Genomic DNA, 25,165 nt, shown 5'->3' with positions numbered 1-25,165 from the left:
CAGTCCATGTACTTTGGATTCAATAATCCTTGCGTTCGTAATTTACCAATCCTTTGAACAAATAAAGATACGCTGCGACGATAGGCTTAGGTATTTTCATAAACCACCTCAATAGACGCGGGTTCTTAGAGATTTTGTGATTTGTCAGAACGATGTAAGCTGCAATCAAATCGCGAATTTTCGGTTTCTCTCCGGTTCTATCCTTTATCTTAACGCCGAGCCGTTTTCCGACCTTTGCCCGAGCCGACAAGTTGTAGTGGTAATTGATTGATCTCTTCTGACTCCTATAGACAAAACGACGATCCACAGGCTCTGCCTTTAGAAGATCTCTGGCCCTCATTTCTTCTACAATTTCTTCCGCTAGAGGTGAACGAGCAAGGAATACAGAGTGCTTCACAGGGTCTTCCCTCATTTCGTGCAGCCAAACATCTCCAGTTGAAAGATCGCTATAGTAGCCCATGTGGTCGTGACAATTTAAGCAGCGATCCAAGGAGAGAATGTGTAAATTTTGGTAGTGGCTGAAATCTTGGAAAGGAAAACGCTGAATTTGACCATCTTTCATAGTCAATTCCATCTGCCCTCGCCAATGGCCCTGCCGATAACGAAACCTGTCAATGTCTTTAGGGTTGATTCCCTTTTTTTCCCAGACCCGCTCAATCAGCTCTTTTTTTGAATTGTGCCCACAGAACAATGCTATCCGAAACCCGACCTTGGAACGCAGTTCCTCATTTTTCGACATCCTTCGGGACAAGGAATTGATCTGTGATGGTAAACCAACTACAGCCACCTTACCTTCAAATTCTTTCAGTAGATTCAACCCCCTGAGAACGGGTATATCAAAGTACTTACTCGATTGAGCCTCAAAAAGGTCCTCTCGAGTCTGGGCGATACTCAAACGAAAATTGAATTCTCCTTCCTCGAATCCAGAGGAGCAAACCAAAGCACCCTGTATGCGACCGGTTTCCAATAGGTGACAAAGGGTCGCGGTAACGATCCCTCCGGATGCAGCGCGCTTACGAATTTCTTCATCCAAGCTATAACCAACCCACGCCTTGCGATAGCTTCCTATCGGCGTGCTTGTGTCCACATTATCAATATTCTCCATCTTCCCAAAAGTAATTCATCAAGCACTCAAGGCTTTCCGAGCAAACATGAATCTCAAAATTGTAATTAACGCCGTTGCAGCAAGAACTGCCACCAAAGAGTTTATTTCGAAATAAACCAAAGCCACAGAAAAAATTAGGTAATCCAGAATCTTGATACCAATAACTGCCTTCAGATAGACCCCTGCTTTTTTCCAGCCTAAAGCCGAATTAAACGTAACTTTAGAATGCAGGACGTAAGAAACGATAAAAATAGCGAGATGAGTGATAAAATATGCGACATACGGATTGAGCACTGGTCCCAATGACCACACAATACCTAGTTTGACTCCTAGAACCAACGTAGTGACACATGCGAAACGCACCAGCTGGGGTAAAATGCGTTTCAGCCTTCCCGTCCAGATATTGCTCACTCTCGCTCAAAGTTGACTGCTGCACAGACCTTATCGAACTGGCTCTCGCTATTCGATCTGATTTCGGGAAGTTTTTCTAGAATGCTTTTGGAAACCAAAGATGCATCCTTATCCAACTCAGAAATACAGCCAACTAAAGACTCCACATTGGCTTTATCGTGCGGTAAACAAAAGCGCTCTAAGCCGAACATCTCCATAACCTCGCGATACTTGTGACTCCAACCAGCAACAACGACGGGGGTCGCAGTGCTTAAGGCTGCAATCATACCGTGAAAACGGCTCGTGAGTATAACTCGGCAAGATCCTATTTGCGACTTCAACTCCGAAGCATCCAAACCTTCACCAATCCTAGGCAAGCAGCCCAATCGTTCGTCGTAGGCAGCTATGGCGTCCAAGGCCGGCAAGTCATTGTTTCTCAGCTTTGTCGTTTGACCTCTCCAAGAATGGGCAATCAAGACAACTTCCCAGCCTTGGTTCAAAAGTGCGATACAGACTTCTGCCAAAGTCGAAATGTATCCATCATTCTTAGACATCACTAAAGAGCTAGCCACTATACCGACCCTTCGTTCACGCTGGGCGATGGGTTTAACCGGATTGGACGGTGCTAACAAAAATGCCAAGTCGGCGGCGGCATCGATATTCCCTCCTTCAGGGAATGCCTTTTTTAGATGCTTCTCCGTCATCGCTCCACGTGCAAAAATCCGAGATACCCGAGCCAAAGCGAGATTCGCGCAAACTCTATTGGGCAAGGACCCAATCGGGCCAATCGCCTGCGATAACTTGAAATAAGGCACACCTAGCAAAGAAAAAGGCAGAGAGGTTAAGACGTTGTACGGCAGAAACTTCTCCCTACCATCAATGTAACCAACTCCCGCCACATCCAGCACCAGATCCAACTTAGCCAGCTGCAAAAAGCCCAAACCATGCTCCTTTGGAGGATTTTTTCCTACCCCAAACAGTCTAGCCAACAAGAATAGAGGAACCCAGTTTAGTACTAACCTCACTGGCGTTGCGCTGTGAACATATACATCCGTATCAAGCTTTTCGTTACGATCAGCATCAGGATAGTAAGTCAAAACGTGAATAGTACATCCAGGATATCGCTTGCGCATTTCGCGAACACAAACAGCCAACATCGCTTGGGCACCTCTATTGCCGGTGAAGGTACCGCCTACAATTCCAACGTGTAAGGAGTCGATTTCGTTCCGCTCCATATCAGTCCAAATCTGAAGTTTTCATTCCGCGTTCGAGCTCTGTCAGCTTCCATTGCAACCTCTCCATCAGACGACGATTCACCGAAATTAAATCTGCTAGTAAAGCGACTACCGCGAGCAAGAGCCCTGTCCCCATCATGAAAACTGCCAATATAACAGACTGTACGTGGCCGGAGCCTTCCCCGATGAAGTAAAAATAGAGAAAACGCAAAACCGCTATAAACCCAACCCCGAACGTCAACGCAGCTAGGGTCATAAAAAAACGCATGGGACGATACACCACAAAAATCCGGCACATCGTTAATACAGACCGTTTCACATACGAAAAAATGCTCTTCACAAGGCGAGACTCACGAGTCTTACCATTAACTCGAATAGGGACGGAAACTATTTTCATTCCATTCTGTCCCGCCTGAATGATTGTTTCCAAAGTGTATGTATACTCACTGAAAACATTAAGTTTGGTAGCCACAGATCGGCTCATTGCACGAAAACCGCTGGGAGCATCCGCGACATCCGTACCACTGAGAGACCTCACAACTCGGCTTCCAAATTTCTGTAGGAGCTTCTTCAATGGGGAGAACTCCTCGATTCCATCGATAGGCCGGGCCCCGATAGCCATCTCCGCCTCTCCGTTCAAAACTGGAGCTACGAGTTTTGCGATATCGGCTCCGCAATACTGATTGTCAGCATCCGTATTCACTATGATGTCCGCACCTAGCTTCAGGCATTCTTCTAATCCAGTAGTGAATGCTTTCGCCAAACCTTGATTGTGTGGTAATCGGACCACGTGATCTACTCCTGAATTGCGAGCAACATCCGCGGTGCCATCTGCACTGCCGTCGTCAATCACAAGCCACTCCACCGCATCCACCCCTGGGATGGTCCGTGGTAAATCGGCTAAAGTGCCAGGAAGCGTTTCAGCTTCGTTGAAACAGGGAATCTGAATGATCAACTTCATAATCGATCTCAAAGCCTTGAAGGCATCCTTCCACGCAATCAACAAATATCTTCCGTCCCTAGCATCGCATAAAAAAGGTTTGTCCCAAAATGAGATACTGCCTGTCCTTCCTCGGACTGGATCATCTATCCTGCTACTAGAGAAAAACCGTTACTCAGGACTCCCAAATGACTCTCCAAGAATTAGCCTCATTCGGCGCCCTTCCGGGATTATTAACTCTGGGCGGAGCAACCCTTCAGTTCCTGCAAAAACGGCATAAAGCAGAACTCTCATTCGTAGAAAGGTTCTGCATCTCTTGTTTATTTGGGGGTACAATCTACTTTCCAATCCTATTGGCGACGGCTTGGTTCGGATTTTTCTTCCCAGCCGTAAATGGTATAGCCGGCTGGCTAATTTTCCTGTTAGGCGCGAAGTACTCATTTCGAGGATACAATTTGCCGACCAAGTCCGAAATCGCCATCGTCCTCGCGGCAATAGCGCTGTTTGCGTGGAACGCTACCTATTCCACTGAGAGCATCTTCTCTGGACGAGATCAAGGGGTCTACTCCAACCTTGCTGCGCATATCGCCCAAGAACACTGGCTTTTCGACGAACCACCCCATAGCAAAGTTTACGAAGACGAAAACCGGGCCCTGTTGAGCGGCGGCCTGCAAGGTGGTGGATACTCATTCGATATATCCAAAAACATCGTCTACTTCCAGTTCCCCCCAACCACGGCCTTGTGGATGGCCCAGTTCTTTGGGATGGGAGAGTACAACGGCCTGTTCGCCTTCAATGCCCTACTAGGGTCACTCAATCTCCTGCTCCTATTTTGTTTTGTCAGGAGGGTTTCAGGAAGTTCCAGAGCAGCAATCATCGCCTGCATATTCTTTGCCTTAAACCCAGCACAAGTCTGGAATGTTCGGATAACGCTTAGCGAGCCTCTCGCCCAAACCCTTATTATCGGGGGGCTTATGACCATCTCCGTAGGCCTTCGTGCTCAAGTAGGCTTGCTTCTAACTGCGGGAGCTATCCTGGCATCCGCAAACGCTTTCGTTCGTATCGATGGGCTCCTCACAGCGACCGGGATAAGCTCAGCTCTAACCTATTGGGTTTTAACTCGCAGTGAAAACAGCAAAGATGCACAGAAGCTAACGTGGGTCGCTCTATCTAGTGCAGCAACTGCGCTCCTAGCTGCGCTCTACGGTTTCCTGTGCTCTGAGGACTACTACAACGACTTTACGAACAAGATAATAGCCATGGTCTCGGCAGCGATATTCTTGGCCCTATTGGGATTTGTTCCAATCAACCCAACCCTTCGTCGATCCCTTCGCTCCTTTTTTGCTTCCAAGCCCTTTATTGCGACCTTCCTAGGAGCACTCATAGCGGCCGCTGCTTACGCTTATTTCGTACGGCCTCACGTGGAGCCGTTCGCGCAATTCCCAGAAGGGAAGAGATTAACCGGACGAGATTTTCGCGAACTGTCACTGGTCCACCTGACGACCTATCTGAGTCTCCCCGTAACATTCCTAGGAGTGGCTGGAGTATGCCTCTCTTTTGTCGGCGTATTCAAACGCAAAGATCTTTCGCTCACACTCCTCGTAGCTTGCTGGGCAACCTTGAGCATTCTCTATCTGTACGCGCCTCAGATAAGCCCCGATCACCCGTGGAGGATCCGGCGTTATACCCCTATCATCATACCTGGATTCTGTATTTTCGCAGCCCTAGCGATCAACGAGATTTTAGACCGGCTTAAGGCTAACGTGTCTGCAGCCCAATTGGCAGCTCCCGTCCTTATCGCCTTTGTGCTATTAGTGAGGGCACCTCTGGAAACTATCGCTTTCACGAAATTGCACAAAGGGGCAAGTACCTTCATTCAAGAAATAGCCCGAGAGATTCCAGAGGACGCTCTCGTCGTCACCGATCTCGAAAAGCCGATATTCGGAGCTCTGTTGTTGGCAGAAGGTAAACAAACTTTGCGAGGTCTAGATCAAAACGAGAAACACCAATCAATACTGAAGAGGTTGATAGGAGAGGAGCTGGCAGAGGGTAGGAGAATCGTGTACGTGACTCGCGGACCATTATCCACTCCCGAAACAGGCAGATCTCAAGGCTTTTCCTTCAACGACATTGACATCACCAAAACACTCGAGCCCCCAGCTACAGAATTGAGCGAGAGGGTAATGACAGTTTTCCTAACCGATGTTGAGGGGGAGCTAATTGGATACGAACCGAGAGATCGCAACGTGGTTGTCGGTCCCCACAAAATTCTCGGGGTCAAGGAATCTGGCTTGTTTAATCAAGAAAACAGCGGCGGAAACTACTTCCGATGGTCGGAAGGCAACGTACGCTTCTCGATACCGTGGATTTTCGACCGCCCTCCTCTATCCTTGACGTTCAAAGCCCTTTCAACTGGGCCAGAGGGGTCAACAACCGAGATCCTTGCCAACGGTGTTTCCATCTACAGTGGCAAAATTCCCCAAAGCGGTGCTAAGATCGACCTTCCAATCGACAAAATCGACTGGGCCGCGGAAAGCATCGAGTTACAGATCCTCTGCGATACGTGGTCTCCAGCTCAGGTCTACGAAAACGCCACGGACTCGAGGCAGCTAGGACTGCAGCTGGGTGGATTCACCTTCAAAATGAAGCGAGATGAGCAGTTCAGAGAAGTAAGTTTCGGTGAAAAACCCCACTTTGGCATCAAAGAGAGCGGATTGTACGAGACCGAAACGATACAAAGCAAATCTGCGAGATGGACCAACGGTTCAGCCAAGTTTTCGCTAGAATTCGACCCCGACTTCGCACCACAGCTTTTGACGATCAAGATCCTAAATGCGAATCCAGAACGGGTGCCTCTGAATATCATTTGGAACGACATCCCCTTGATGGTGACCGAGCCCCTAGATTCAGGCTCAACTCTTGAAATACCTCTCGACTCTTGGAATCGACAAGGAATGAACACCCTAGAATTACACAACCAAACCTTTGTCCCAAGCGAGCGAGACCCTAACAGTCAAGATACCAGAAAACTTGGTGTAATGATCGAGTCTATTGAGTTCCGGTGAGTCTGCGGCCACGTACACTTGAATGAGAGTTGAATCCCGTCTCGTTTGAATTGAGCTTCATTTGACAAGGGACCATCTCCGTTCCAATTGTCGCGATTGTTTCTTTAAAAGAGTGCGTCAAGACCGACCCCGAAGTCGCACAACAAGCGAAATACCCTCAACACGCTCACCTAACCCGCCATGGACAAAGTCAGATTCGGATTCATCGGCTGCGGAAAGATTTCGCAGTACAGCGCGGAAGCGCTTCTCAAACATCCCCAAGCCTCATTGGTCGCCGCTCAGGACTTAAGCGAAAAGCGGGTCGCAGAATTGGGCGACACCTTTGCGATACCGCACCGGTTCACCGATTCAGCCAAGCTTCTTTCCTGCAAAGAGGTCGACGCGGTATATATCGCGGTTCCCAACAAATTCCATGCTTCCCTTGCCATAGCAGCGTTAAAGGCAGGAAAACACGTTATTTTGGAAAAACCGTTCGCCATGAATTCGCAAGAGGCGGAAGAGGTAATAAACGTATCCAAGGCAACAGGACAAGTTTTCACGTTAGGCATGAATCAACGATTCAGCCCCGACTCCCAAAAAATCAAAGCGATCGTAGAGTCGGGAACGATGGGGGAAATCTACTACGCGAAAGCCTACTGGCAACGGCGCGAGGGAATCCCTTCCCTGGGCACTTGGTTTGGAAACAAGGAGCTCGCTGGAGCAGGAGCGATCAACGACATCGGCGTGCACCTGCTCGATCTCTGCATGCACTTGATGGACAACTTCGAACCGGTATCCGTTTTTGGGAAAACCTATACCAAGTTCGGCAACCGGGGCCTCGGTGAAGGAGGCTGGGGCATCTCCGATAAAACAGATACGGTGTTCGACGTCGATGATCTGGCCGCCGCAATGATTCGTATGAAAAATAGCGCGACAATTAACCTGGAGGCCTCTTGGGCTGCCCATATGGCAGAACGCGAACGGGTAAACGTAGAGCTCTTTGGTACGGAGATGGGAGCGAGCGTGTATCCAGCTAAGGTCTACAAAAGAAACGACCCCATAAACGCCGATTACCAGATCGTTGAAAACGTGGCAGCCACACCGGCCCTTCCACACTGCGACCGTTTCCATAATTTCGTAAACCACCTCGTCTCTGGAGAACCACTACTGGCAGCAGCCCACGAGATACTCACGGTACAGAAAATCCTAGACGCCATCGCAGAATCTAGCCGCACAGGCAAATCCGTAGACCTTTAAGCAACGCTCCAACATGAACATTTTAGACAACCTTGCAGTACAAAGCTACTGCTTCCGTGAATTCAAAGACAATGCAGAGGTCGCCTCCAAGGTTTCGGAGATTGGTCTTCGAAACATCGAGGTCTGTGCAGTGCATGCTGATTTCGACAATGTATCCAAATGGCAGGAGCAATTGAAATGCTACGAGGACGCAGGAATCTCGGTCGTATCGATCGGAGTACAGACCTTTGTAGGCAAAGCGGAACAGGAATCCTATTTCGAATGCGCCGCAGCGGCGGGCGCCAAACACATTTCCGCCCATTTCCAAGTCGGCACCTTCAATCAAGCCATCGCTCAAGTTAAGTCATGGAGCGACAAATACGGCATCAAGGTAGGAATCCACTGCCACGGTGGCTATATGTTTGGGGGACAGCCTGATGTTATGGAGCTTCTAGTTGGTCTAGGCAGTCCTCAAATCGGCCTGTGCATGGACACCGCTTGGGCGATGCAAATCGGTCCAAACCTGGGCAACCCAATCGATTGGGCTAAAAAATACGCCGGTAGACTTTACGGTATCCACTTCAAGGATTTCATCTTCGAGTCGAACGCCCAATGGAAAGACACAATCGTTGGCGAAGGGAATTTGAACCTTCCCGGTCTACTCGATGAGCTCGAGGCTCAATCGTTCGAAGGCGTAACGATCCTGGAGTACGAAGCGGACCCCGAGAACCCCGTACCAGCCCTAAAAGCTTGCGTGGAAAAGATGCAAAAAGTCGCTTCGAACCAGTAGCGGACCAACGCGTAAGATACTATTCGAACTCGTATGCGAACTCCGGTGACAAACCGAGACGTTCCGCGAGCTCTTCATTGAGCCGGTCTCCACAATAGCAAGACACGCCACTATTGCAGTGTGCGGCGTAGTTCGCGAAGTGAAGCAACGAGGTGGAACAAAAACCGTCTTCCGCAACCTTTTCGGGCTGATGGTGCCATGTCACAGAACGAACGATCACTTCCGGCAAGCCCCACATAGCGAAAAGAAAGCCTCCTACCGCCGCGTGATCGCAGCCGTAGTTTTCCCGCTCCAACATCCAACAGGGAGTGTTGGAATCGACCGACTGCCCCATGAGGTCTGCGTAGTCGTTGCCTTTGGACGCCAGCAAGACAAGCTTACCCAAATCGTGCAAAAGCGCGATGCTGCTTAACTGCTGGATCAGGCGAACATTCTTTACCATGGATTTCATACGCAACCCATATTGGCTCGTTTCGATGGAATGCTGAAGGATGGCGTTGGCTAGTTCGTGTAGTCCCGGGCTAAGTCGAAGCTGCTTTTTCGCTAGTTCGGTAATGGCTAGGTTACGGACAAAATCCATTCCGAGAATCTGCAACGCCTCCTCTATCGTATCCACATCTCCTAGCGTTCCATAAAATGCGGTGTTCACGACCTGCAATATGGTGGCTACGGCAGTCGGGTGCTGGGAAACGATGCGAGCCAGATCCTCAAGCTCGCATTCTGGATCTTCAGCTGTGCGCAGAAGTTCCTGCATCGGCTGCGTGTTGACGTGCAATTGCTTCGTATCCCGCACGATGCTAGCGACTTCTGGTCGGCGAATCCGCAGGTGCGTAACGAGCACTTGCCGAATGGCGAGGCTCAGCTCACCGGCCGTCGCCGGCTTCTGGATCTTGCGGTGAGTCAGTCCCTGCGTCTTGCTTAGGACATCCTTTTCCGCATCGGAATACAGGAGAAAACGGAGTGAATTGGGAGACAGCTCCTTAAGTTTTTTAAGCAAAGAAACTGCATCTGAATCTGGCAAGGAGCCTCCCACCACAAATACGTCCGCTCGCGCTTCCTTTACTGCAGATTCCGCAGCATCGGCACTCGGGGCAATGCGCACGACCCAGCCGGGCTGGTGAAAAACTGGAGCACTTCGAATCGAGTCCAGAAACCTGTGGTCACCATCGACCACCAAAACACTTACAACCTTTTTTCCCACTGAACTCATAAATCCACCCAAACCAAAGTCGGAAGCGTCTAAGTCACTCCGAGCTTCCGAACCGTTATTCATCTCTAATCATAGAAATTAGAACAGAAAACAAGACCGCTTGCTGATAATTCAAAGTCATTTTACCAAGATTTCCGTCCTTCTTATACGACCGTATCCAAGTTTCATACACGCAAACTAGTAATATAACGTATACGTGAATACCATGATCACGGATGCTCTCAGAGGCTAATGCTGAATTTCGCCTTTCGCAAGCTGAGCGCTCGAAACTAAGGTCCCAATGGCAGAGCTGATCCCTTTTCCAAAATAAAGGATCCTCATCCCCGCGTTTCGTTCCTACGCAAAGTCACGCAAAAGCAAAACTGGCAGGCAACTAAATCGATCGACCAGATAAAGTTGCCCCCAAGCTAAAAGTGGAGATGCTGCCCCACTGTGATCACTGTTCAGGAAGCGGAAAAACTCATCCTAGATAGCATTGGGTCTATCGAAACAGAAGAGATAGCGCTGGAAAAGGCGCTGGGCCGGTGTCTACGAGAGAGCGTCTTGGCCGACCGTTCTTTGCCCCCATTCGACCGGGCCACTATGGATGGGATCGCGATAAACAGCTCGTCCTACAATACCGGGCTCCGCAAATTCAAAATCTGTGGCACTGCTGCTGCAGGCTCGCCTCAGGAGGCACTGTCAGACCTGAAGAGCGCCATGGAGATAATGACCGGAGCAGCTCTGCCGCTGCACGCTGACTGCGTGGTCAAAATCGAAGATGTAGAAATCAAAGGGGGCAAAGCACTTCTACCGGACGGCCTAAAACTGGATTTTCACACTGCGGTCCACTCGCAAGCGTCCGACTGCAAGACCGGAGACGAACTCCTTTCGCCCAACGTGAAAATAAGTGCCAAAGAGATCGCCATCGCCGCCTCAGTCGGAAAATCGAAGCTACTGGTATCCAAAACCCCAAAGATCACAATCGTATCAACCGGCGACGAGCTCGTATCCATTGACCAGATACCTGAATCCCATCAGATAAGGAGATCCAACGATGCGACCCTTGGAGCCGCCCTCGAATCCGCCGGATTCCAAGAGGTAAACCTTGTCCACATCCCCGATGATCCAGAGCAGATCGAAACTGAACTTCGCCAAATCCTCAGTAGCTGCGACGCCCTTATTTTGGCCGGAGGGGTATCGAAGGGGAAGTTCGACTACGTACCCGAAATCCTCGCGAAACTCGGAGTCTCTATCCGATTTCAGTGGGTCAGCCAAAGGCCGGGCAAACCGATGTGGTATGGGCAATTTTCCAGAGACGGTTCCCGCCTGCCGGTTTTCGCCTTACCCGGAAATCCAGTTTCCTGCTTCACCTGTCTACGAAGATACGTCGTACCCGCTTTGGAAAAGTGGCTCCAGATGCCAGCTTCCAAACCAGTGTACGCTAAGATCAGCCACGACATGAGCTTCAAGCAAGAGCTGACTCTTTTCGTTCCAGCGATGATCGAGTCTAGACCGAGCGGCGAGCTATGGGCCAAGCCGCTCCTTTTCAATACCTCTGGAGATTTCATTTCCGTGGCCAAGACCGATGGTTTCCTCGAGCTACCAAGGGGAAGAAAAGTGTTTCCTGAAGGGGAGGCTTTCGTCTTCTATCCTTGGCCTCGCTAACTCAAAATCGATTCAACTTCCCACCGACGTGAGCTCCACGAAATTCACCCACCTAGACGACGATCTACAACCGCACATGGTAGACGTCACGGACAAGGCCGTCACTCGTCGCACAGCGATAGCTCAAGCGATCGTGAAACTGACTCCGGAAATCATGTCCCAATTCGATGGGCAGGACATACAGAGTAAGAAAGGGCCCGTGTTTCACACGGCGATACTGGCAGGAATCCAAGCGGCTAAAAAAACCAGCGAGCTCATTCCCCTATGCCACCCGATACCTCTCACCAAATGCCATGTTAGCATCCGGCCAAACCAAGACTCAGAGGTGACGATAACTGCCACCGCCATTACAGACGCTAAAACAGGTGTGGAAATGGAAGCCTTGACCGCAGCAAGCGGAGCCGCACTCACGTTGTACGACATGTGCAAAGCGCTGTCCAAAGCCATCGTGATATCCGAAATCAAGTTGCTTGAGAAAACCGGCGGCAAATCCGGCGAGTATCACGCTTGATACCAGAGACTTGCTCCCCTTGCTAGTCATTCTCCCGGCAATTGTCGTTAACAAAACCCTTCCGAACCCGAGGTGAAACTGAAGATACAATATTTCGCTCTGCTGAAAGACCAGAGAGGCCTAGATAAAGAAACGGTCGATTCCGAGGCAAACACGCCCGAGTCACTCTATGCTGAGCTCGTTGCCATGCACGGCTTCACTTTGCCTCAATCAGCCCTGAAGGTCGCCGTTAACGACGACTTTTCGTCCTGGGGCCAGGCGTTGAAAGAGGGAGACAATGTCGTCTTCATTCCCCCAGTGGCTGGAGGCTAAATTTCCCATGAGTGACAACGCCACAGACAGCTTCCTGATCTCAAGCGAGCCACTGCAACTCGAAGCCCTTAAGCAGCACCTCCTAGACGCTCACGCGGGAGCCTTGGCCACTTTCGAAGGCTGGGTTCGGAACCACAACGAGGGCCAGGCCGTGGAGCAGCTCGAGTACTCCTCCTACCCTGCCCTAGCCAACAAGGAGGGTCAGCGGATCGTCGAGGAGGCATTCCAAAAATTCGATATCGACGCCGCCATCGCTCGCCATCGAGTCGGCCTTCTTCCGATCGGCGGGATTGCGGTCTGGGTAGGAGTTTCCGCAGCGCACCGTGGAGCGGCTTTCGACGCCTGCCGTTACATTATCGAGGAGATCAAGGGACGAGTACCCATATGGAAGAAAGAATATTACTCAAGTGGAGCCACAGACTGGATCAATTGCCACCAGCGGGCTTAACCCTACCAAAACCTAGACGATAATCCACTAGCGAAGGTCGCGTCTCATTCAACACATGCACTACGTGGAAAAACTTTTTCAGTCCCTACAACCGCTCTACAATCAGCCGTGGTTTCCCTACGCGATTGGCGTGCTCGGATTGATTTTTGCCTATTCCGTGTACCAGAGCCTAAAATCTCTGCCTAAACTGGTCATGTATCCTATCATCATGGCCACTGTCGTCATCATTTCACTCAACTGGATCTACAACCGGAACGAACCGGAAATTTTGACTCCCGTAGTGAACATGATAGCCCAATTTCTTCCAACCCGAGGAGCCTAACTCCTGTAGGGTGCGACGGGCTGTCGGCCTTTGTGGCTTCCGGAAAAATGGAATATGGGGAGCCTTCTGAGGAAATCGAATTTGGCTCATCGCGGATGGAAATCGTTCTCATAAGAGTGCCAAATACAAGCCATTACCCAACACGAATCGCTTTTTAGCGCTTGCTGCCCTTCGCCTCTGGAACTTTACTACGCACCCTTTCAAAAAGTTCCTATTATGTCGACAGCAACATCTGACATCGGACTCATCGGCCTTGCCGTAATGGGTCAAAACTTGGCCCTGAACATAGCCGACCACGGCTTTAAAATCTCGGTCTACAACCGCACGACTTCCAAGACAGACGAATTCGTCGCCAAACACCCCGATACCCCGGGCGGCCTTGTCGGTACCCAAACCCTAGAAGAGTTTGTCCAATCCCTTAGACGCCCGCGCAAGATCATCATCCTCGTCCAAGCGGGCAAGGCCACAGACGCAGTTATCGCCGGCCTCACTCCTCTCCTCGAACAGGACGACATCATTATCGATGGTGGAAACGCTCTCTGGACCGACACCATCCGTCGCGAGAAGGAATTGAATGAAGCTGGTTTCCGCTTCATCGGATCCGGCGTTTCCGGCGGTGAAGAAGGAGCCCGATTCGGACCTTCCCTCATGCCAGGCGGCAAAGAATCCGCCTGGAACGAACTCAAGCCTATCTGGGAAGCGATCGCCGCCAAGGTCGACGCGGAAACCGGTAAGCCAATCGAAGGTGCAGCCCCTGGCAAGCCAGTCGAAGGTGGCGTAACTTGCACCACCTACATCGGCGAAAACGGTGCCGGCCACTACGTCAAGATGGTCCACAACGGCATCGAATACGGCGACATGCAGATGATCTGTGAAGCCTACGCCATCATGTCCAAACTCCTCGGCATGGAGCCAAAGGAAATGTCCGAAGTATTCGGAGAGTGGAACAAGGGCGTGCTCGATTCCTTCCTCATCGAAATCACCACTGACATCCTCCAGCAGGACGACCCTGTAACTGGCAAGCCATTCGTCGACATCGTCCTTGACACTGCTGGCCAAAAGGGAACCGGCAAATGGACCTCCGTCAACGCTCTCGACATGGGCGTAGCGGCTCCTTCAATCGCCGAGGCGGTTTTCGCCCGCTGCATTTCCGCAGTGAAGGAAGAGCGCGTCGCGGCCTCAAAAATCATCAACCCGATCTTCGACGCCTTCGAAGGCGATAAGGAGGAGTTCGTTCAAGCGATCCACGACGCTCTGTACTGCTCTAAGATCTGTTCCTACGCACAAGGATTCCAGCTCATGCGCGCCGCTCAGGATGAATACGACTGGAAGCTTAACTTCGGCGAGATCTCCATGATCTTCCGTGGTGGCTGTATCATCCGCGCCGCATTCTTGCAGAAGATCTACGAAGCCTACCAGCGTGACGCCGACTTGGCCAACCTCCTCCTCGACCCTTACTTCAAGGGCGAAGTCGAGCGCTGCGAAAAGAACTGGCGCAAGGTGGTAGCTGCCGCAGCTACATCTGGCGTGGCCATCCCAACCTTCATGTCCGCCCTGTCCTACTACGACAGCTACCGCAGCGAACGCCTCCCAGCGAACCTCCTACAGGCTCAGCGCGACTACTTCGGAGCTCACACCTACGAGCGAGTCGACCAAGAACGTGGAAAGTTCTTCCACATCGACTGGCCGGACAGCACCCGTCCGCAGCTCGAAGCTTAGCCAGGTAGGAGCGACCTTGGTCGCGAAAAACTTCACCAGCCCGCGCCCCCCAAGGATGCGGGCTTTTTGTTTTAAAACGACTTCGTATCCCGATCGCGAATGCAACCTGCATGGACAACCGGAACGACGATCCGCTCCTTCTCTCGCTTCACGATATTGCGGGCCCCTGAATCTCCACTGAGCTTTTCGAGCTCTGAGAAAAGCCGTCTCGGAAAACAAACAGGATGACCATTTACCCCTTCGAAGCGGGGCAAAGTGACCTTCTCGCAACACGCCGCTGCGAACGCGGAGCACACTAGGTCAACGTCTTCTCCTCTTAAGCCCGGAAGATCGCCCAGGGCGACCAAACACCCTTTTGCATCAAGGTTCCGCATTTCACGAAAACCACAAGCGACACTCGCCCCCATTCCCTCCCGATAGGATTCATTCAAAACGAATCGCACCGGCAGGTCCTCCAAACAAGCTCGTACCTCCGCAGCCTCGTGGCCCAATACAACTATAATGTCCTTCAGCCCTAGACTCAAAAACGGCAAGAGAGACCGTCGCGCCATGGGCATGCCACCTACCGTATCCAAAAGTTTGTTTTCGACCCCAAACCGTCGCGACAAACCTGCCGCTAAAAAGACACACGCAAGGTCTGGATAGGATTTCATCTAGCCTTAGGTTTGTTCCGCTCTTGAATGAGTTGGGCAACAATGCTGATCGCGATCTCTGCCGGCGTGCGGCTCCCTACATCTAATCCGACCGGGCCAAAAATACGATTTAGTTGTTTGTCCTCGCAGCCACGAGCGGCCAGTCGTTTCAAGCGAGCAGCATGGCTTCTCTTGCTGCCAAGAGCTCCAACGTATCCACAATCCGTTGACAGAACTGAGGCAAGCGCTTGGTCATCGATTTTAGGGTCGTGCGTCACGGCCACCAAAGCGTCCCTTGTCGAAAGGTCGAATTCTCCCAACACGCGTTCGGGCCAATCAACGATCAAGCGGTCTGGTTCCACAAGAAACCGTTCTTGCCGAGCGTAGTGCTCTCTCGGGTCTACCACGATCACCTCATATTGAAGCATCTTGGCGGCAGCGACTAAGTGGAGAGCGATATGCGAAGCGCCGACCACGACAAGACGACTGCGCCGGCCAACGATACGATAGAGAGCATACTCCCCACCCTCCCCTATCTCGCACGTATCCAAAAAGCCCGGAAGCTCTTCGCTTATCAGCTCCCCCTCAAGGCTAGACTTCCACAAAAATGGCCTATGCTCGTCGAGTAGTCCGACAAGGCGCTCCATGAAATCGGCACTCGTCGAATCCTTGAGATGGGGAGCCGGATCGACTCGCACCTTTATCGATCCGCCGCATGACAACTCCACCTCCCAAGCGAAGCCAGAGCCAGGACCAAAACGCAACCATCGCGTTTTTCCGTCCTCGAGACAAAGCTTGGCCGCCTCCATGACTTCATGCTCAACACACCCCGCGCTGACGGAGCCGATAAAACTCTCCCCGTCCTCATGAATTGCCAAGACCGCTCCAATTCCCCGAGGCGAAGGCTTGCTAGCATCCACCACGGTAGCCAACGCAAAACGCTCGCGCCGTACAAACCAGTTACGCAATTGGGGCCATATATCCTGCATGGGAAATTAGGCTAACTCTTCATCTCGGTTAACCGCTGGATCAACAGAGGACTTATGACCAAACATCCATAAAAAGCCGGCTACAGAAAGCGGATACAATATATAGAAAGTCCAAACCGGCATTCCGTGCGATACGGACAAATATCCGAAAACACAGGAAAACAACACGGTCGCCAGCGCGTAATACAGCTGCGTATTTACGTGAGCGATATGGTCGCAACCACTAGAGATAGACGACAAAACTGTCGTATCACTGATCGGACTACAATGATCTCCAAAAATAGCTCCGTCTAAAATCGCTGCAGCGGTAAGCAAATAGACAATAAAATGCGATGGCTCCAAGGCCCCCAACTCAACAGCCAAAGGCATCAAAATAGGGATTAGGATCCCCATAGTCCCCCAACTTGTTCCCGTCGCAAAAGACATAACCGCCGCCACAAAGAAAGTAAGCAAAGGCAGCATCCAAATCGGCATGCTTTCACCCAACATTCCTACCAAGTATTGAGCAGTGCCCAAACTCTCGCAAACCTCCCTCATGGACCAAGCCATCGCGAGGATGAATATCGCCATCCACATGGTAGAGAAGCTCTTCACGTAAGATTGAACGACCTCTTCTGCCTTCAGGGCCTTTTGATAAATCGGCAGCAAAATCGCGACGCCGCCCGCCAACAAAGAAGAAATCAACATTACCGGCATCGCTCCAGCATCACTTTCACCAGACGGATCGTAAACCGCTGCTCCAAAGATAAGCCTGATACCCTCCATACTGCCTAGGCTATATTCCAGCCCCGCCGCTCGCAATCTCACGATTCCTAATATCAGGATTCCAAATACAATCGAAAACACGAGAATCCCAATAGGGAGCGCCGCATTTATCCAATTAGGCTTGGTCTTGCTGTTGTCAGAGTCCGCACTTTGAAATCCGAGTATATTTTGATCGTCCGCGAATACTTTCCCTTCGAGATAAGCTCTTCTCTCGGCATTTAACATAGGTCCGAAATCGAGCCCGCTCGCTGAAGTCATGAAAACGAAAATCAACGTGCCAATACAATAGAATCGGAGCGGAAGCATTTCGACCAGCATGCCGTATCCAGACAGGCCGACTCCCGTTTCCGCCGCCACATCACTTAGCAAGTAGATTTCAAAAGCGACCCAAGTGGAGAGAAGCGCCAGCCCGGCAACCGGAGCAGTTGTAGAATCGACGAGATAAGCCAGCTTTTCGCGTGAAATCTTCCAACGATCAGACAGCTTCTGCATAGTAGAGCCGACCACGACTGTGTTGGAATAGTCATCGAAGAAAATCAGCAGCCCGCTCAGAGCGATTGCCACCTTCGTCCTCCTGCGGCCCTTCGCCAAACGCTCTACCACCTTGACCAATCCATCCAAGCCTCCACTAGCAGACATGACATGCACCATGCCGACTAAGGTCACCAAAAAGAGTATGATTAGAATGCTGAACTCAGAAACGGCGGGCCGAATCAGAAAATCGTAAGTCCCCAGCACAGCCGTGGACAATGGATTCAAGCCGTAGGACAGGAACGAGCCCACCGCAAAAGCTGAAATCAAAGCGCCCACCATGGTTCGGAAAAACGCGGCAATCATGACCGCAAGCAGCGGAGGCAATAGCGAGGTCCAGTGGCCAATAAGCTGCACCTCCCGAGCGCTATCTCGCAAATTGTCGATAAACGAGAGCGGAGCATCGTGGGCCACCTCAGCCATTTCCACAGCTGGCGTTGCCTCGCGACTGGTCGGGACAATGGCCAAAAAAGAACAAACCCCGAGTAGGGTCAGGAAAAAAGCGAGCCAACGCTTCGGACGTAGCCAGGTGGGAGTCTCTTTCATAGAAGGCAGTCCGTAAGAAAGCGGCTAAGTCACTCGCTAGCAAACCGATAGTGGCACGATCAGAACCCCCAGCCAAAAAACAAAAAAATAACCCTCGGCCCGCTAAGGCTCGAGGGTTCGAAATTTTAGGTGTACGCTGCGAAGTCCTACATCTCGTAGGCCGCAAGAACCTTGTCCACGCGAGCGCCCTTGAGCTTCGCGAAAACTGGGAGACCATTTTCCCAAACGATAGGAACTTCACCTTGGATCAAAGGCGTCGCGTACTTCACGAACGGAAAGTTCATGCTCACGCCATCATCGTTGATCCAATCGGCTGGCAACTGCTTCGAAGTTGCAGGCACATCCGCCAAATCGACCCATCCAGTTTCGCACTTGTAAGAGTCTGCTTCAGCACGTTGCAGCGTGATCATCTTACCACTCTTGCCGTTTTCGACAGCCTGGATCACTGCGGCGGAACCGGCTAGGTAAGCTTCGTCAGAGTCGGCTTGGGAAGCATTGTGGGCTGCCGCGCGACCCGCTACGCCGAGCTTGCAGGAGCGAGCCGAAACACCGAGGTTTGCCTCAATCACTCCACGCAGAAATTCTCCCGCTCCACCGAGCTGTACATGTCCGAAAGCGTCGCTGCTGGATGCCTTGGCCGAGACATAGTTACCGTTCATGTCGACAAGACCTTCTCCAGTCACAACGAGACAGAATTTCTCGCGAGCGAGTACCTTCTGAACATCTGCGATGAACTTCTCAGGATTGAAGACAACTTCTGGGAGCAAAATTATATGCGGGGCATCATGTGGATGGTCACGACGCTTAGCGAGAGCAGAACCAGCGGCGATCCAGCCAGAGTTACGGCCTTGCACCTCGAGAATGGATACGTAGTCGCCCTTGCCGATTGATTCATTGTCGGCAGCCATTTCGCGTACGGTGGTGGCCACATGCTTGATCATACTTCCGTAACCAGGGGTGTGGTCGGTAGCGGAGATATCGTTGTTGATGGTCTTGGGAATTCCCAAGATTCTCATCTCGTAGCCCTCGGACTTGGCGAGCTCATCGAGCTTGTCGATCATAGCCATCGACTCGCTATCGCCGATGTAGAAGAAGTAACGAATGTCGTGAGCCTTGAAGACTTCCAAAGCGCGCTCGAGATCTTCTTCCTTTTTGAACGTGTAGCGGCAGGTGCCAAGAGCGGAACCCGGCGTGGACTTGAGCAGGCGGATCACTTGCTGCGATTCCGCAGCCAAATCGACGAGATCCTCATTCAACACACCTACGACACCATTCAGGCCACCGTATATCTCTTCGATGCACTCGTGGTTAAGCGCTTCTTCGATTACGCCCGCGAGGCTAGCATTAATGACTGCAGTGGGACCACCCGACTGACAAACAAGGCAATTTCCTTCTAATTCCGACATGTTGAGAAAAGGTTCTAAACGTTAGTAACTGGCAAGACAAAGGACATCCCTATCCGCATGGCAACTCATATTTGGAGATGCCTGCCCACCTCGCAAAAATAGCGAGCGCCAAGCCGAACCAATCAATTGCGGAAATCTCAGCCGAGAATTCGTCAATCTCCATTCTTCACCTTGACCCACCCCCGCGAAACGCCATTTTCACTGCCCTTATGGCCAAATCAAAAGCATCAGCAAATCCACTCATGGATGCCATCGTAGCCGTCTGTAAACGCAGAGGGTTCATTTTCCAGTCCTCGGAAATCTACGGCGGCTATAACGGCTTTTTCGATTTCGGCCCACTCGGCGTCGAATTGAAGAAAAACATCAAGGACGCATGGTGGAAAGATATGGTCCACCGCCGTGAGGATATCGAGGGCTTGGACTCCTCCATCATCATGTCTCCTAAGATCTGGGTCGCCTCCGGCCACGTAGGCGGTTTCTCCGATCCTATGGTAGACTGTAAGGTTTCCAAGATGCGCTACCGGGCCGACCAGCTTTTTTACGCGCCGGTCATCGTGGACGGAGAAAAGGTTGGCTACGTATCGATTCTGGAAGACGGCAACATGCAAGCCGACGCCGAAGCCGCTGCGGAGAAAATGAAACGCAAGGGCGGCCATCAAGGGGAACTCGCTCCGATCGAACTTAAAGAGTACACCGAAGCGGATGAATCCGAATGGGCCCTCATCCCTTCGCCCGCGACGGGAGAACCGGGCAGCCTTACCGCTCCTCGCGAGTTCAACCTTATGTTCGAAACCAAGGTTGGGGCTCTCAGCGACAGTTCCGCGGTCGCATACCTGCGCCCAGAGACCGCTCAAGGCATTTTCGCCAACTACAAGAACGTCGTCGATACTGGCCGCGTGAAGATTCCCTTCGGTATCGCTCAGATCGGCAAGGCCTTCCGCAACGAAATTACGCCTAAGAACTTCATTTTCCGCTCCCGCGAATTCGAGCAGATGGAGATCGAATACTTCGTATCTCCCGACGGCGATTGGTCCGAAATCCATCAAGATTGGATCAAATACTGCCACGATTGGCTCATCTCGGTCGGCCTTCCAGAGGAAATGCTGGGCCGTGACGTTCACGAGAAATTGGCGCACTACGCCAAGGCCTGCACCGACATCACCTTCCAGTTTCCATTTGGAGAGCAAGAGCTCTGGGGCATCGCGGCTCGAGGCGATTTCGACCTCACTCAGCACGCCGAACACTCCGGTAAGCCTATGGAAATCTTCGACGAGACGGCCAAGAAGAAGTACATCCCGCATGTCATCGAGCCATCGCTCGGCGTCGACCGTCTCCTATTGGCTCTGCTCACGGCCGCCTACACAGAGGACGAAGTCGGCGGCGAGAAGCGAACCGTGATGAAATTCCACCCACGCATCGCGCCGTACAAGGTCGCGGTACTTCCTTTGCTCAAGAACAAGCCGGAGCTAGTCGGGCGCGCACGATCCATCTTCGAGAAACTGTCCCGCCGCTACAACGTGTTCTGGGATACTGCGGGAGCCATCGGAAAACGCTATCGTCGCCAAGACGAAGCGGGTACCCCTTGGTGCGTCACCATCGATTTCGATACGATTGAGAAGGATGGCACCGTCACTCTTCGCGACCGAGATACCACCGAGCAAAAGCGAATCAGCGAAGAGGAGCTCTACAAATTCCTCGACGAATCCTTGTTCTAGCCATTCGCCCTCGGCCAAAAAGCCAGATTTACAAAAAAATCAAAACTTAGAAGCCCGTCCCGCACACCGGACGGGCTTTTTTGTGCCTATCCGAGATCCGGGCCCAGAGCACAGGCAACTCCCCTAAAGTGCGACAGGCTTTGGCCGATGATCCACCGGAAGAAACACCAATCCCACTGTCGTGATTTCAAACTCTACAAATGAAACAGCCGAAAAAGACCTCCCTCCGCTCACAGAGGTCTGCAGCAACCTCGTGCTGGTGATCGACGACGATCGAACCACCCAGGGCATCGTCAGCAAGTTTCTGAAACAAGCGGATTACGGGACCTTGGCGGCGCTCAGAGCGGAAGAAGCCAGATCCCTAATCTCTGAGAAAAAGCCGGAACTCATTCTGTGCGACGTCAATATGCCCGGCGAAGACGGTATCACCCTTTGCCAGCGGCTGAAAAGCGACGAAGATACCTCCGATATCCCGATTATCATTTTCACCGGAAGCACAGAGCTCAATACCATGAGCAGAGCTTTCGAAGCCGGAGCAAACGACTATGTGGTAAAACCGATCCGGAAAGCTGAATTGCTGACCCGCTGCAAACGGCAAATCGAAGAGTTCAGGGCCCGCAACGAGGCCAAACGCAAGATCAACACCTTGCACAAGCAAAACACTTCCAAGACCCGCTTCTTGAGCGTCGCCTCTCACGATCTGCGCAACCCACTCGCCTCCATCCGTGGAATTTCGCAATACCTAGACGGAGAGAAATTCGGCACTTTAAACGAGAGCCAAAAGGAAATGGTACGCTGTATCATAGATGCCAGCGAAAACATGCTCACTCTCGTGGAGGACCTCCTCGACGTATCGAAAATCGAGTTGGACCACTTCGACCTTTCGAAAGAGCAACTCGCCCCCGCAGCGTTGATGGAGCAAACCTGCCTCCTACAGCAACCTGCTGCCGAAAAGAAATCCATCGCAATCTCTCACACTGATTCCACAGATGGCGCTCTGGCCTCCATCGATAAGCGTCTCATCATGCGTACCATCGAGAATCTGGTCACCAATGCGATCAAGTTCTCACCCCGAGAAACAGAGATCCGTCTGGAAACGCGCTTTGAAGATCAATGGATCGCTCTCTCAGTGAAAGACGGTGGTCCCGGGATCCCCGAAGACGAGTTCGACAAGCTCTTCCGCGAATTCAGCAGAACTTCAAACATGCCTACCGCCGGTGAATCGACTAGCGGAATCGGCCTCTACGTGGTGAAGCGGATAGTCACCAGTCACGGAGGTGAAATTTCAGTAGAAAACCGCCCTGAAGGCGGAGCACATTTCAAAATAAAACTTAAACGTATCCCTTAATGGACTACAGCAAATTGACAGCTCTCATCGCCGATGACGAAGCGCACATGCGCACCTTCCTCAAACTGCTCCTCACCGATATTGGCATCCCGAAGATCTATCTGATGCAAAACGGTATGGATGCAGTCGAAGCGTATCAGGAATACAATCCTGACATCGTTCTGCTCGATATAAACATGAACAAGATGAACGGAATCGATGCCCTCAAACACATCCGTACCATCAACCCAGAGGCCAAAATTGTTATGCTTACAGCCGTGGCTACACGCGATTCCATCGAGGAAACAGCGAAGCACGGGGCCATCTACTACATTCTCAAAACGCAATCGCCGGAGAGTATCAAAGACCACCTCCTGAAGATCCTATCCAAGGTCACCCCGACCGCAACCAGCAAGTAAGCCCACCATCGCTCTAGGCAATGTCTGACTCAGAAAAAACACAAGAGGTTGTAGTACGTTCCCTCGACGACCTTATCGTCACGTACGACATGAAAGCACTCTACAAGGCCGCTAGAGAAGAGTTCGATAGCGCTGCCCAAAACCGAGAACTCCTAGAGCAAGACGCGATAGGAAGCTTCTTTAACTTGGAGGACGACAGCGATGCGAGAAATTAGATGCGACAAGTTCGTCGAGCTTTTGACCGAATCCAAGAAGCTTGACGAGAAGACATTAAGCTCGCTGACCAGCAAGTTCAAGCAGGACCATTCTGGAATGCTTTTCGAAATCATCGAAAAGGGTTTCATGCGCAAAGACCCAGTGGGTGAGCTGTGGGCTCGAGCCAATAACACCACCTACGTCGACCCGCTTTCCATAAAAATTTCATACCCAGAGGAAGAGCGTATCCCGCTCGAAATGGCAAAGAAGATCCAAGCCATTTCACTGTATGAGTTCGACGGATACGTAACGATGGCGATGAGCGATCCGACCAATCGCAATCTCATCGAATCCCTAGAACGCTTCCTTCAAAAACGAGTCAGTCCCGTATATGGTCATCCGGAGGACATCTCCCACGCCATCGAGATCACCTACCAGTCGAACATATCTTTCGACGAGGCGCTTAAGACGCTCGAAGCCTACACGAGCGGACAAACGCAAGCCGCAGAGGGCCGCGACACCCTACTCGAGCTCGTCAAAAACAACGCCCTAGTAGAGCTGGCCAACCATGTGATCTACAACGCTTTCAAGCAACGAGCTAGCGACATCCATATGGAAGCTCATAAGGATCACGCTAAGATTCGCTTCCGCGTTGACGGTCACTTACGCGATATCGTGGAGATCCCTGTCAAAGCGCATACCGCCCTGATGGTACGTATGAAGTTCATATCAGAACTCGATATCTCGGAAACCCGAATGCCACAGGACGGGCGATTCAGTGTAGAGGTTGGCACCTTTAGCCAAAACTTCCGTATCTCCACCTGTCCCGCTCTTCACGGCGAAAAGGCGGTAATACGACTTCTCGGCCAAGCCGGTAAAAAGGGCCTGCCTAATTTCGACGAGCTCCTGTTTGCAAAAAGCAACATGAAGAGCTTCCGTACCGCGGTTTCCAAACCGAATGGTGTGTTCATCGTAACAGGGCCCACCGGTTCGGGTAAAACGACCACGCTGTATTCAGCATTGGACTACTTAAATGACCGCGACAAGAACTTGATGACCATCGAGAATCCAGTCGAGTACCAACTCCCTGGAATCAACCACTTCGAAGTCCGCCACAATATCAACCTAGACTTCAGCGCGATCCTACGTTCCGCTCTGCGACAAGATCCTGACATAATTCTCGTGGGTGAAATTCGCGACTTGGAAACTGCAAAGATTGCCACAGAGGCAGCCCTCACCGGGCACATGGTATTGACCACGCTTCATACCAATAGTGCGACTCAAGCGATTCTCCGACTCGTAGAAATGGGAGTGGACCCATACATGGTAGCTCCAGCTCTAAACGGCGTTATGTCGCAAAGACTGGTAGGAAGAATCTGTGATTCCTGTAAAGAAAGCTATTTCCCAAAACGCGAATTGCTGGAGCAGTACTTCACCAAGGAAACGATCGACCCAACGATTCCATTCTATCGAGGCACGGGTTGTAAGCACTGCCACCATACCGGTTTCAAAGGACGAGTCGGAGTACATGAGATCGTTGAAGTCTCCGAGCGCATGAGAGAGCTTATTTCCTCGAGCCAGCCGGTCAGCGCTATCCACGCGGAGGCCAAACGCCTCGGACTGAAAAGCCTCAGAGAGGACGGCTTGAAAAAGGCCCTTCTGGGATTGACCACTCTTGAGGAAGTGGAACGCGTAACAGTTCCTGAGTATTCAGAATAATCTTACACAAAA

General features: G+C 51.5%; 23 protein-coding genes. 14 read left to right on the top strand and 9 right to left on the bottom strand.

Annotated elements, in window-relative coordinates:
* Positions 1 to 19 precede the first annotated feature (19 nt).
* Genes H5P27_RS15250 through H5P27_RS15235 form a run of 4 tightly spaced genes read right to left on the bottom strand, consistent with a single transcriptional unit; the run spans position 20 to position 3,691 of the window.
* On the bottom strand, positions 20 to 1,105 hold the full coding sequence (locus tag H5P27_RS15250; RefSeq protein ID WP_185661252.1) for a Coenzyme F420 hydrogenase/dehydrogenase, beta subunit C-terminal domain: 1,086 nt from the start codon (positions 1,103 to 1,105) through the stop codon (positions 20 to 22).
* Positions 1,106 to 1,123: 18 nt separating this feature from the next.
* Positions 1,124 to 1,516 (bottom strand): GtrA family protein, encoded by a 393-nt coding sequence (locus tag H5P27_RS15245; RefSeq protein WP_185661251.1) that lies wholly within the window; start codon positions 1,514 to 1,516, stop codon positions 1,124 to 1,126.
* Entirely contained in the window at positions 1,513 to 2,730 is a 1,218-nt protein-coding gene (locus H5P27_RS15240) for a polysaccharide pyruvyl transferase family protein (RefSeq protein ID WP_185661250.1), read from the bottom strand. Before H5P27_RS15240 ends, H5P27_RS15245 begins: the two co-directional genes overlap by 4 nt.
* Before the next feature lies 1 nt (position 2,731).
* Positions 2,732 to 3,691: a glycosyltransferase family 2 protein gene (locus tag H5P27_RS15235; protein ID WP_185661249.1), complete on the bottom strand. Its 960-nt coding sequence runs from the start codon at positions 3,689 to 3,691 to the stop codon at positions 2,732 to 2,734.
* 167 nt (positions 3,692 to 3,858) lie between these two features.
* On the opposite strand from H5P27_RS15235, the gene H5P27_RS15230 reads away from it, so the two are divergent.
* From H5P27_RS15230 to H5P27_RS15220, 3 genes are all read left to right on the top strand, one after another.
* A complete protein-coding gene (locus H5P27_RS15230; protein WP_185661248.1) occupies positions 3,859 to 6,735 on the top strand; it encodes a hypothetical protein in 2,877 nt (958 codons plus the stop codon).
* A gap of 180 nt (positions 6,736 to 6,915) precedes the next feature.
* Positions 6,916 to 7,971 carry a Gfo/Idh/MocA family protein gene (locus tag H5P27_RS15225; RefSeq protein ID WP_185661247.1) on the top strand — a complete coding sequence of 352 codons (1,056 nt, stop codon included), beginning with the start codon at positions 6,916 to 6,918 and terminating at the stop codon, positions 7,969 to 7,971.
* A gap of 13 nt (positions 7,972 to 7,984) precedes the next feature.
* A complete protein-coding gene (locus H5P27_RS15220) occupies positions 7,985 to 8,740 on the top strand; it encodes a sugar phosphate isomerase/epimerase family protein (protein WP_185661246.1) in 756 nt (251 codons plus the stop codon).
* A gap of 19 nt (positions 8,741 to 8,759) precedes the next feature.
* Here the strand turns inward: H5P27_RS15220 and H5P27_RS15215 are convergent, their stop codons facing one another.
* Positions 8,760 to 10,013 carry an HDOD domain-containing protein gene (locus H5P27_RS15215; RefSeq protein WP_185661245.1) on the bottom strand — a complete coding sequence of 418 codons (1,254 nt, stop codon included), beginning with the start codon at positions 10,011 to 10,013 and terminating at the stop codon, positions 8,760 to 8,762.
* Positions 10,014 to 10,382: 369 nt separating this feature from the next.
* Here H5P27_RS15215 and H5P27_RS15210 point away from each other — a divergent pair, with 369 nt between their 5' ends.
* From H5P27_RS15210 to gndA, 6 genes are all read left to right on the top strand, one after another.
* A complete protein-coding gene (locus tag H5P27_RS15210) occupies positions 10,383 to 11,597 on the top strand; it encodes a molybdopterin-binding protein (RefSeq protein WP_185661244.1) in 1,215 nt (404 codons plus the stop codon).
* A gap of 28 nt (positions 11,598 to 11,625) precedes the next feature.
* Entirely contained in the window at positions 11,626 to 12,108 is a 483-nt protein-coding gene (moaC, locus tag H5P27_RS15205) for a cyclic pyranopterin monophosphate synthase MoaC (RefSeq protein WP_339382593.1), read from the top strand.
* A 72-nt stretch (positions 12,109 to 12,180) separates the two neighbouring features.
* A complete protein-coding gene (locus H5P27_RS15200; RefSeq protein ID WP_185661242.1) occupies positions 12,181 to 12,420 on the top strand; it encodes a MoaD/ThiS family protein in 240 nt (79 codons plus the stop codon).
* A 7-nt stretch (positions 12,421 to 12,427) separates the two neighbouring features.
* Positions 12,428 to 12,868, top strand: a complete 441-nt coding sequence (locus tag H5P27_RS15195; protein ID WP_185661241.1) for a molybdenum cofactor biosynthesis protein MoaE — start codon at positions 12,428 to 12,430, stop codon at positions 12,866 to 12,868.
* A 55-nt stretch (positions 12,869 to 12,923) separates the two neighbouring features.
* Positions 12,924 to 13,190, top strand: a complete 267-nt coding sequence (locus H5P27_RS15190) for a hypothetical protein (protein ID WP_185661240.1) — start codon at positions 12,924 to 12,926, stop codon at positions 13,188 to 13,190.
* A 216-nt stretch (positions 13,191 to 13,406) separates the two neighbouring features.
* Entirely contained in the window at positions 13,407 to 14,909 is a 1,503-nt protein-coding gene (gndA, locus tag H5P27_RS15185) for an NADP-dependent phosphogluconate dehydrogenase (protein WP_185661239.1), read from the top strand.
* Positions 14,910 to 14,980: 71 nt separating this feature from the next.
* On the opposite strand, the gene H5P27_RS15180 is transcribed toward gndA, so the two are convergent.
* From H5P27_RS15180 to H5P27_RS15165, 4 genes are all read right to left on the bottom strand, one after another.
* A complete protein-coding gene (locus H5P27_RS15180; protein WP_185661238.1) occupies positions 14,981 to 15,562 on the bottom strand; it encodes a nucleotidyltransferase family protein in 582 nt (193 codons plus the stop codon).
* A complete protein-coding gene (locus H5P27_RS15175) occupies positions 15,559 to 16,530 on the bottom strand; it encodes an XdhC family protein (protein ID WP_185661237.1) in 972 nt (323 codons plus the stop codon). The genes H5P27_RS15180 and H5P27_RS15175 overlap by 4 nt, the downstream gene beginning before the upstream one ends.
* A 6-nt stretch (positions 16,531 to 16,536) precedes the next feature.
* A complete protein-coding gene (locus tag H5P27_RS15170; protein WP_185661236.1) occupies positions 16,537 to 18,372 on the bottom strand; it encodes a Na+/H+ antiporter NhaC family protein in 1,836 nt (611 codons plus the stop codon).
* Positions 18,373 to 18,518: 146 nt separating this feature from the next.
* Entirely contained in the window at positions 18,519 to 19,778 is a 1,260-nt protein-coding gene (locus tag H5P27_RS15165; protein WP_185661235.1) for a 6-phosphofructokinase, read from the bottom strand.
* Positions 19,779 to 19,987: 209 nt separating this feature from the next.
* On the opposite strand from H5P27_RS15165, the gene H5P27_RS15160 reads away from it, so the two are divergent.
* The 5 genes from H5P27_RS15160 to H5P27_RS15140 all read left to right on the top strand — a co-directional run bounded on the left by H5P27_RS15160 (position 19,988) and on the right by H5P27_RS15140 (position 25,153).
* Positions 19,988 to 21,493 (top strand): glycine--tRNA ligase, encoded by a 1,506-nt coding sequence (locus tag H5P27_RS15160; protein ID WP_185661234.1) that lies wholly within the window; start codon positions 19,988 to 19,990, stop codon positions 21,491 to 21,493.
* Positions 21,494 to 21,674: 181 nt separating this feature from the next.
* Complete coding sequence (locus tag H5P27_RS15155) at positions 21,675 to 22,841, top strand: response regulator (RefSeq protein ID WP_185661233.1); 1,167 nt, start codon at positions 21,675 to 21,677, stop codon at positions 22,839 to 22,841.
* Entirely contained in the window at positions 22,841 to 23,239 is a 399-nt protein-coding gene (locus tag H5P27_RS15150) for a response regulator transcription factor (protein ID WP_185661232.1), read from the top strand. Before H5P27_RS15155 ends, H5P27_RS15150 begins: the two co-directional genes overlap by 1 nt.
* Before the next feature lie 20 nt (positions 23,240 to 23,259).
* Positions 23,260 to 23,454 carry a hypothetical protein gene (locus H5P27_RS15145; RefSeq protein ID WP_185661231.1) on the top strand — a complete coding sequence of 65 codons (195 nt, stop codon included), beginning with the start codon at positions 23,260 to 23,262 and terminating at the stop codon, positions 23,452 to 23,454.
* Positions 23,441 to 25,153 carry a GspE/PulE family protein gene (locus H5P27_RS15140; RefSeq protein ID WP_185661230.1) on the top strand — a complete coding sequence of 571 codons (1,713 nt, stop codon included), beginning with the start codon at positions 23,441 to 23,443 and terminating at the stop codon, positions 25,151 to 25,153. The genes H5P27_RS15145 and H5P27_RS15140 overlap by 14 nt, the downstream gene beginning before the upstream one ends.
* Positions 25,154 to 25,165 lie beyond the last annotated feature (12 nt).

The sequence above is a fragment of the Pelagicoccus albus genome (assembly GCF_014230145.1).
GTDB lineage: Bacteria > Verrucomicrobiota > Verrucomicrobiia > Opitutales > Opitutaceae > Pelagicoccus > Pelagicoccus albus.
Note: the sequence above shows the minus strand (reverse complement) of the source record. Positions and strands in the feature narration are given on the sequence as shown.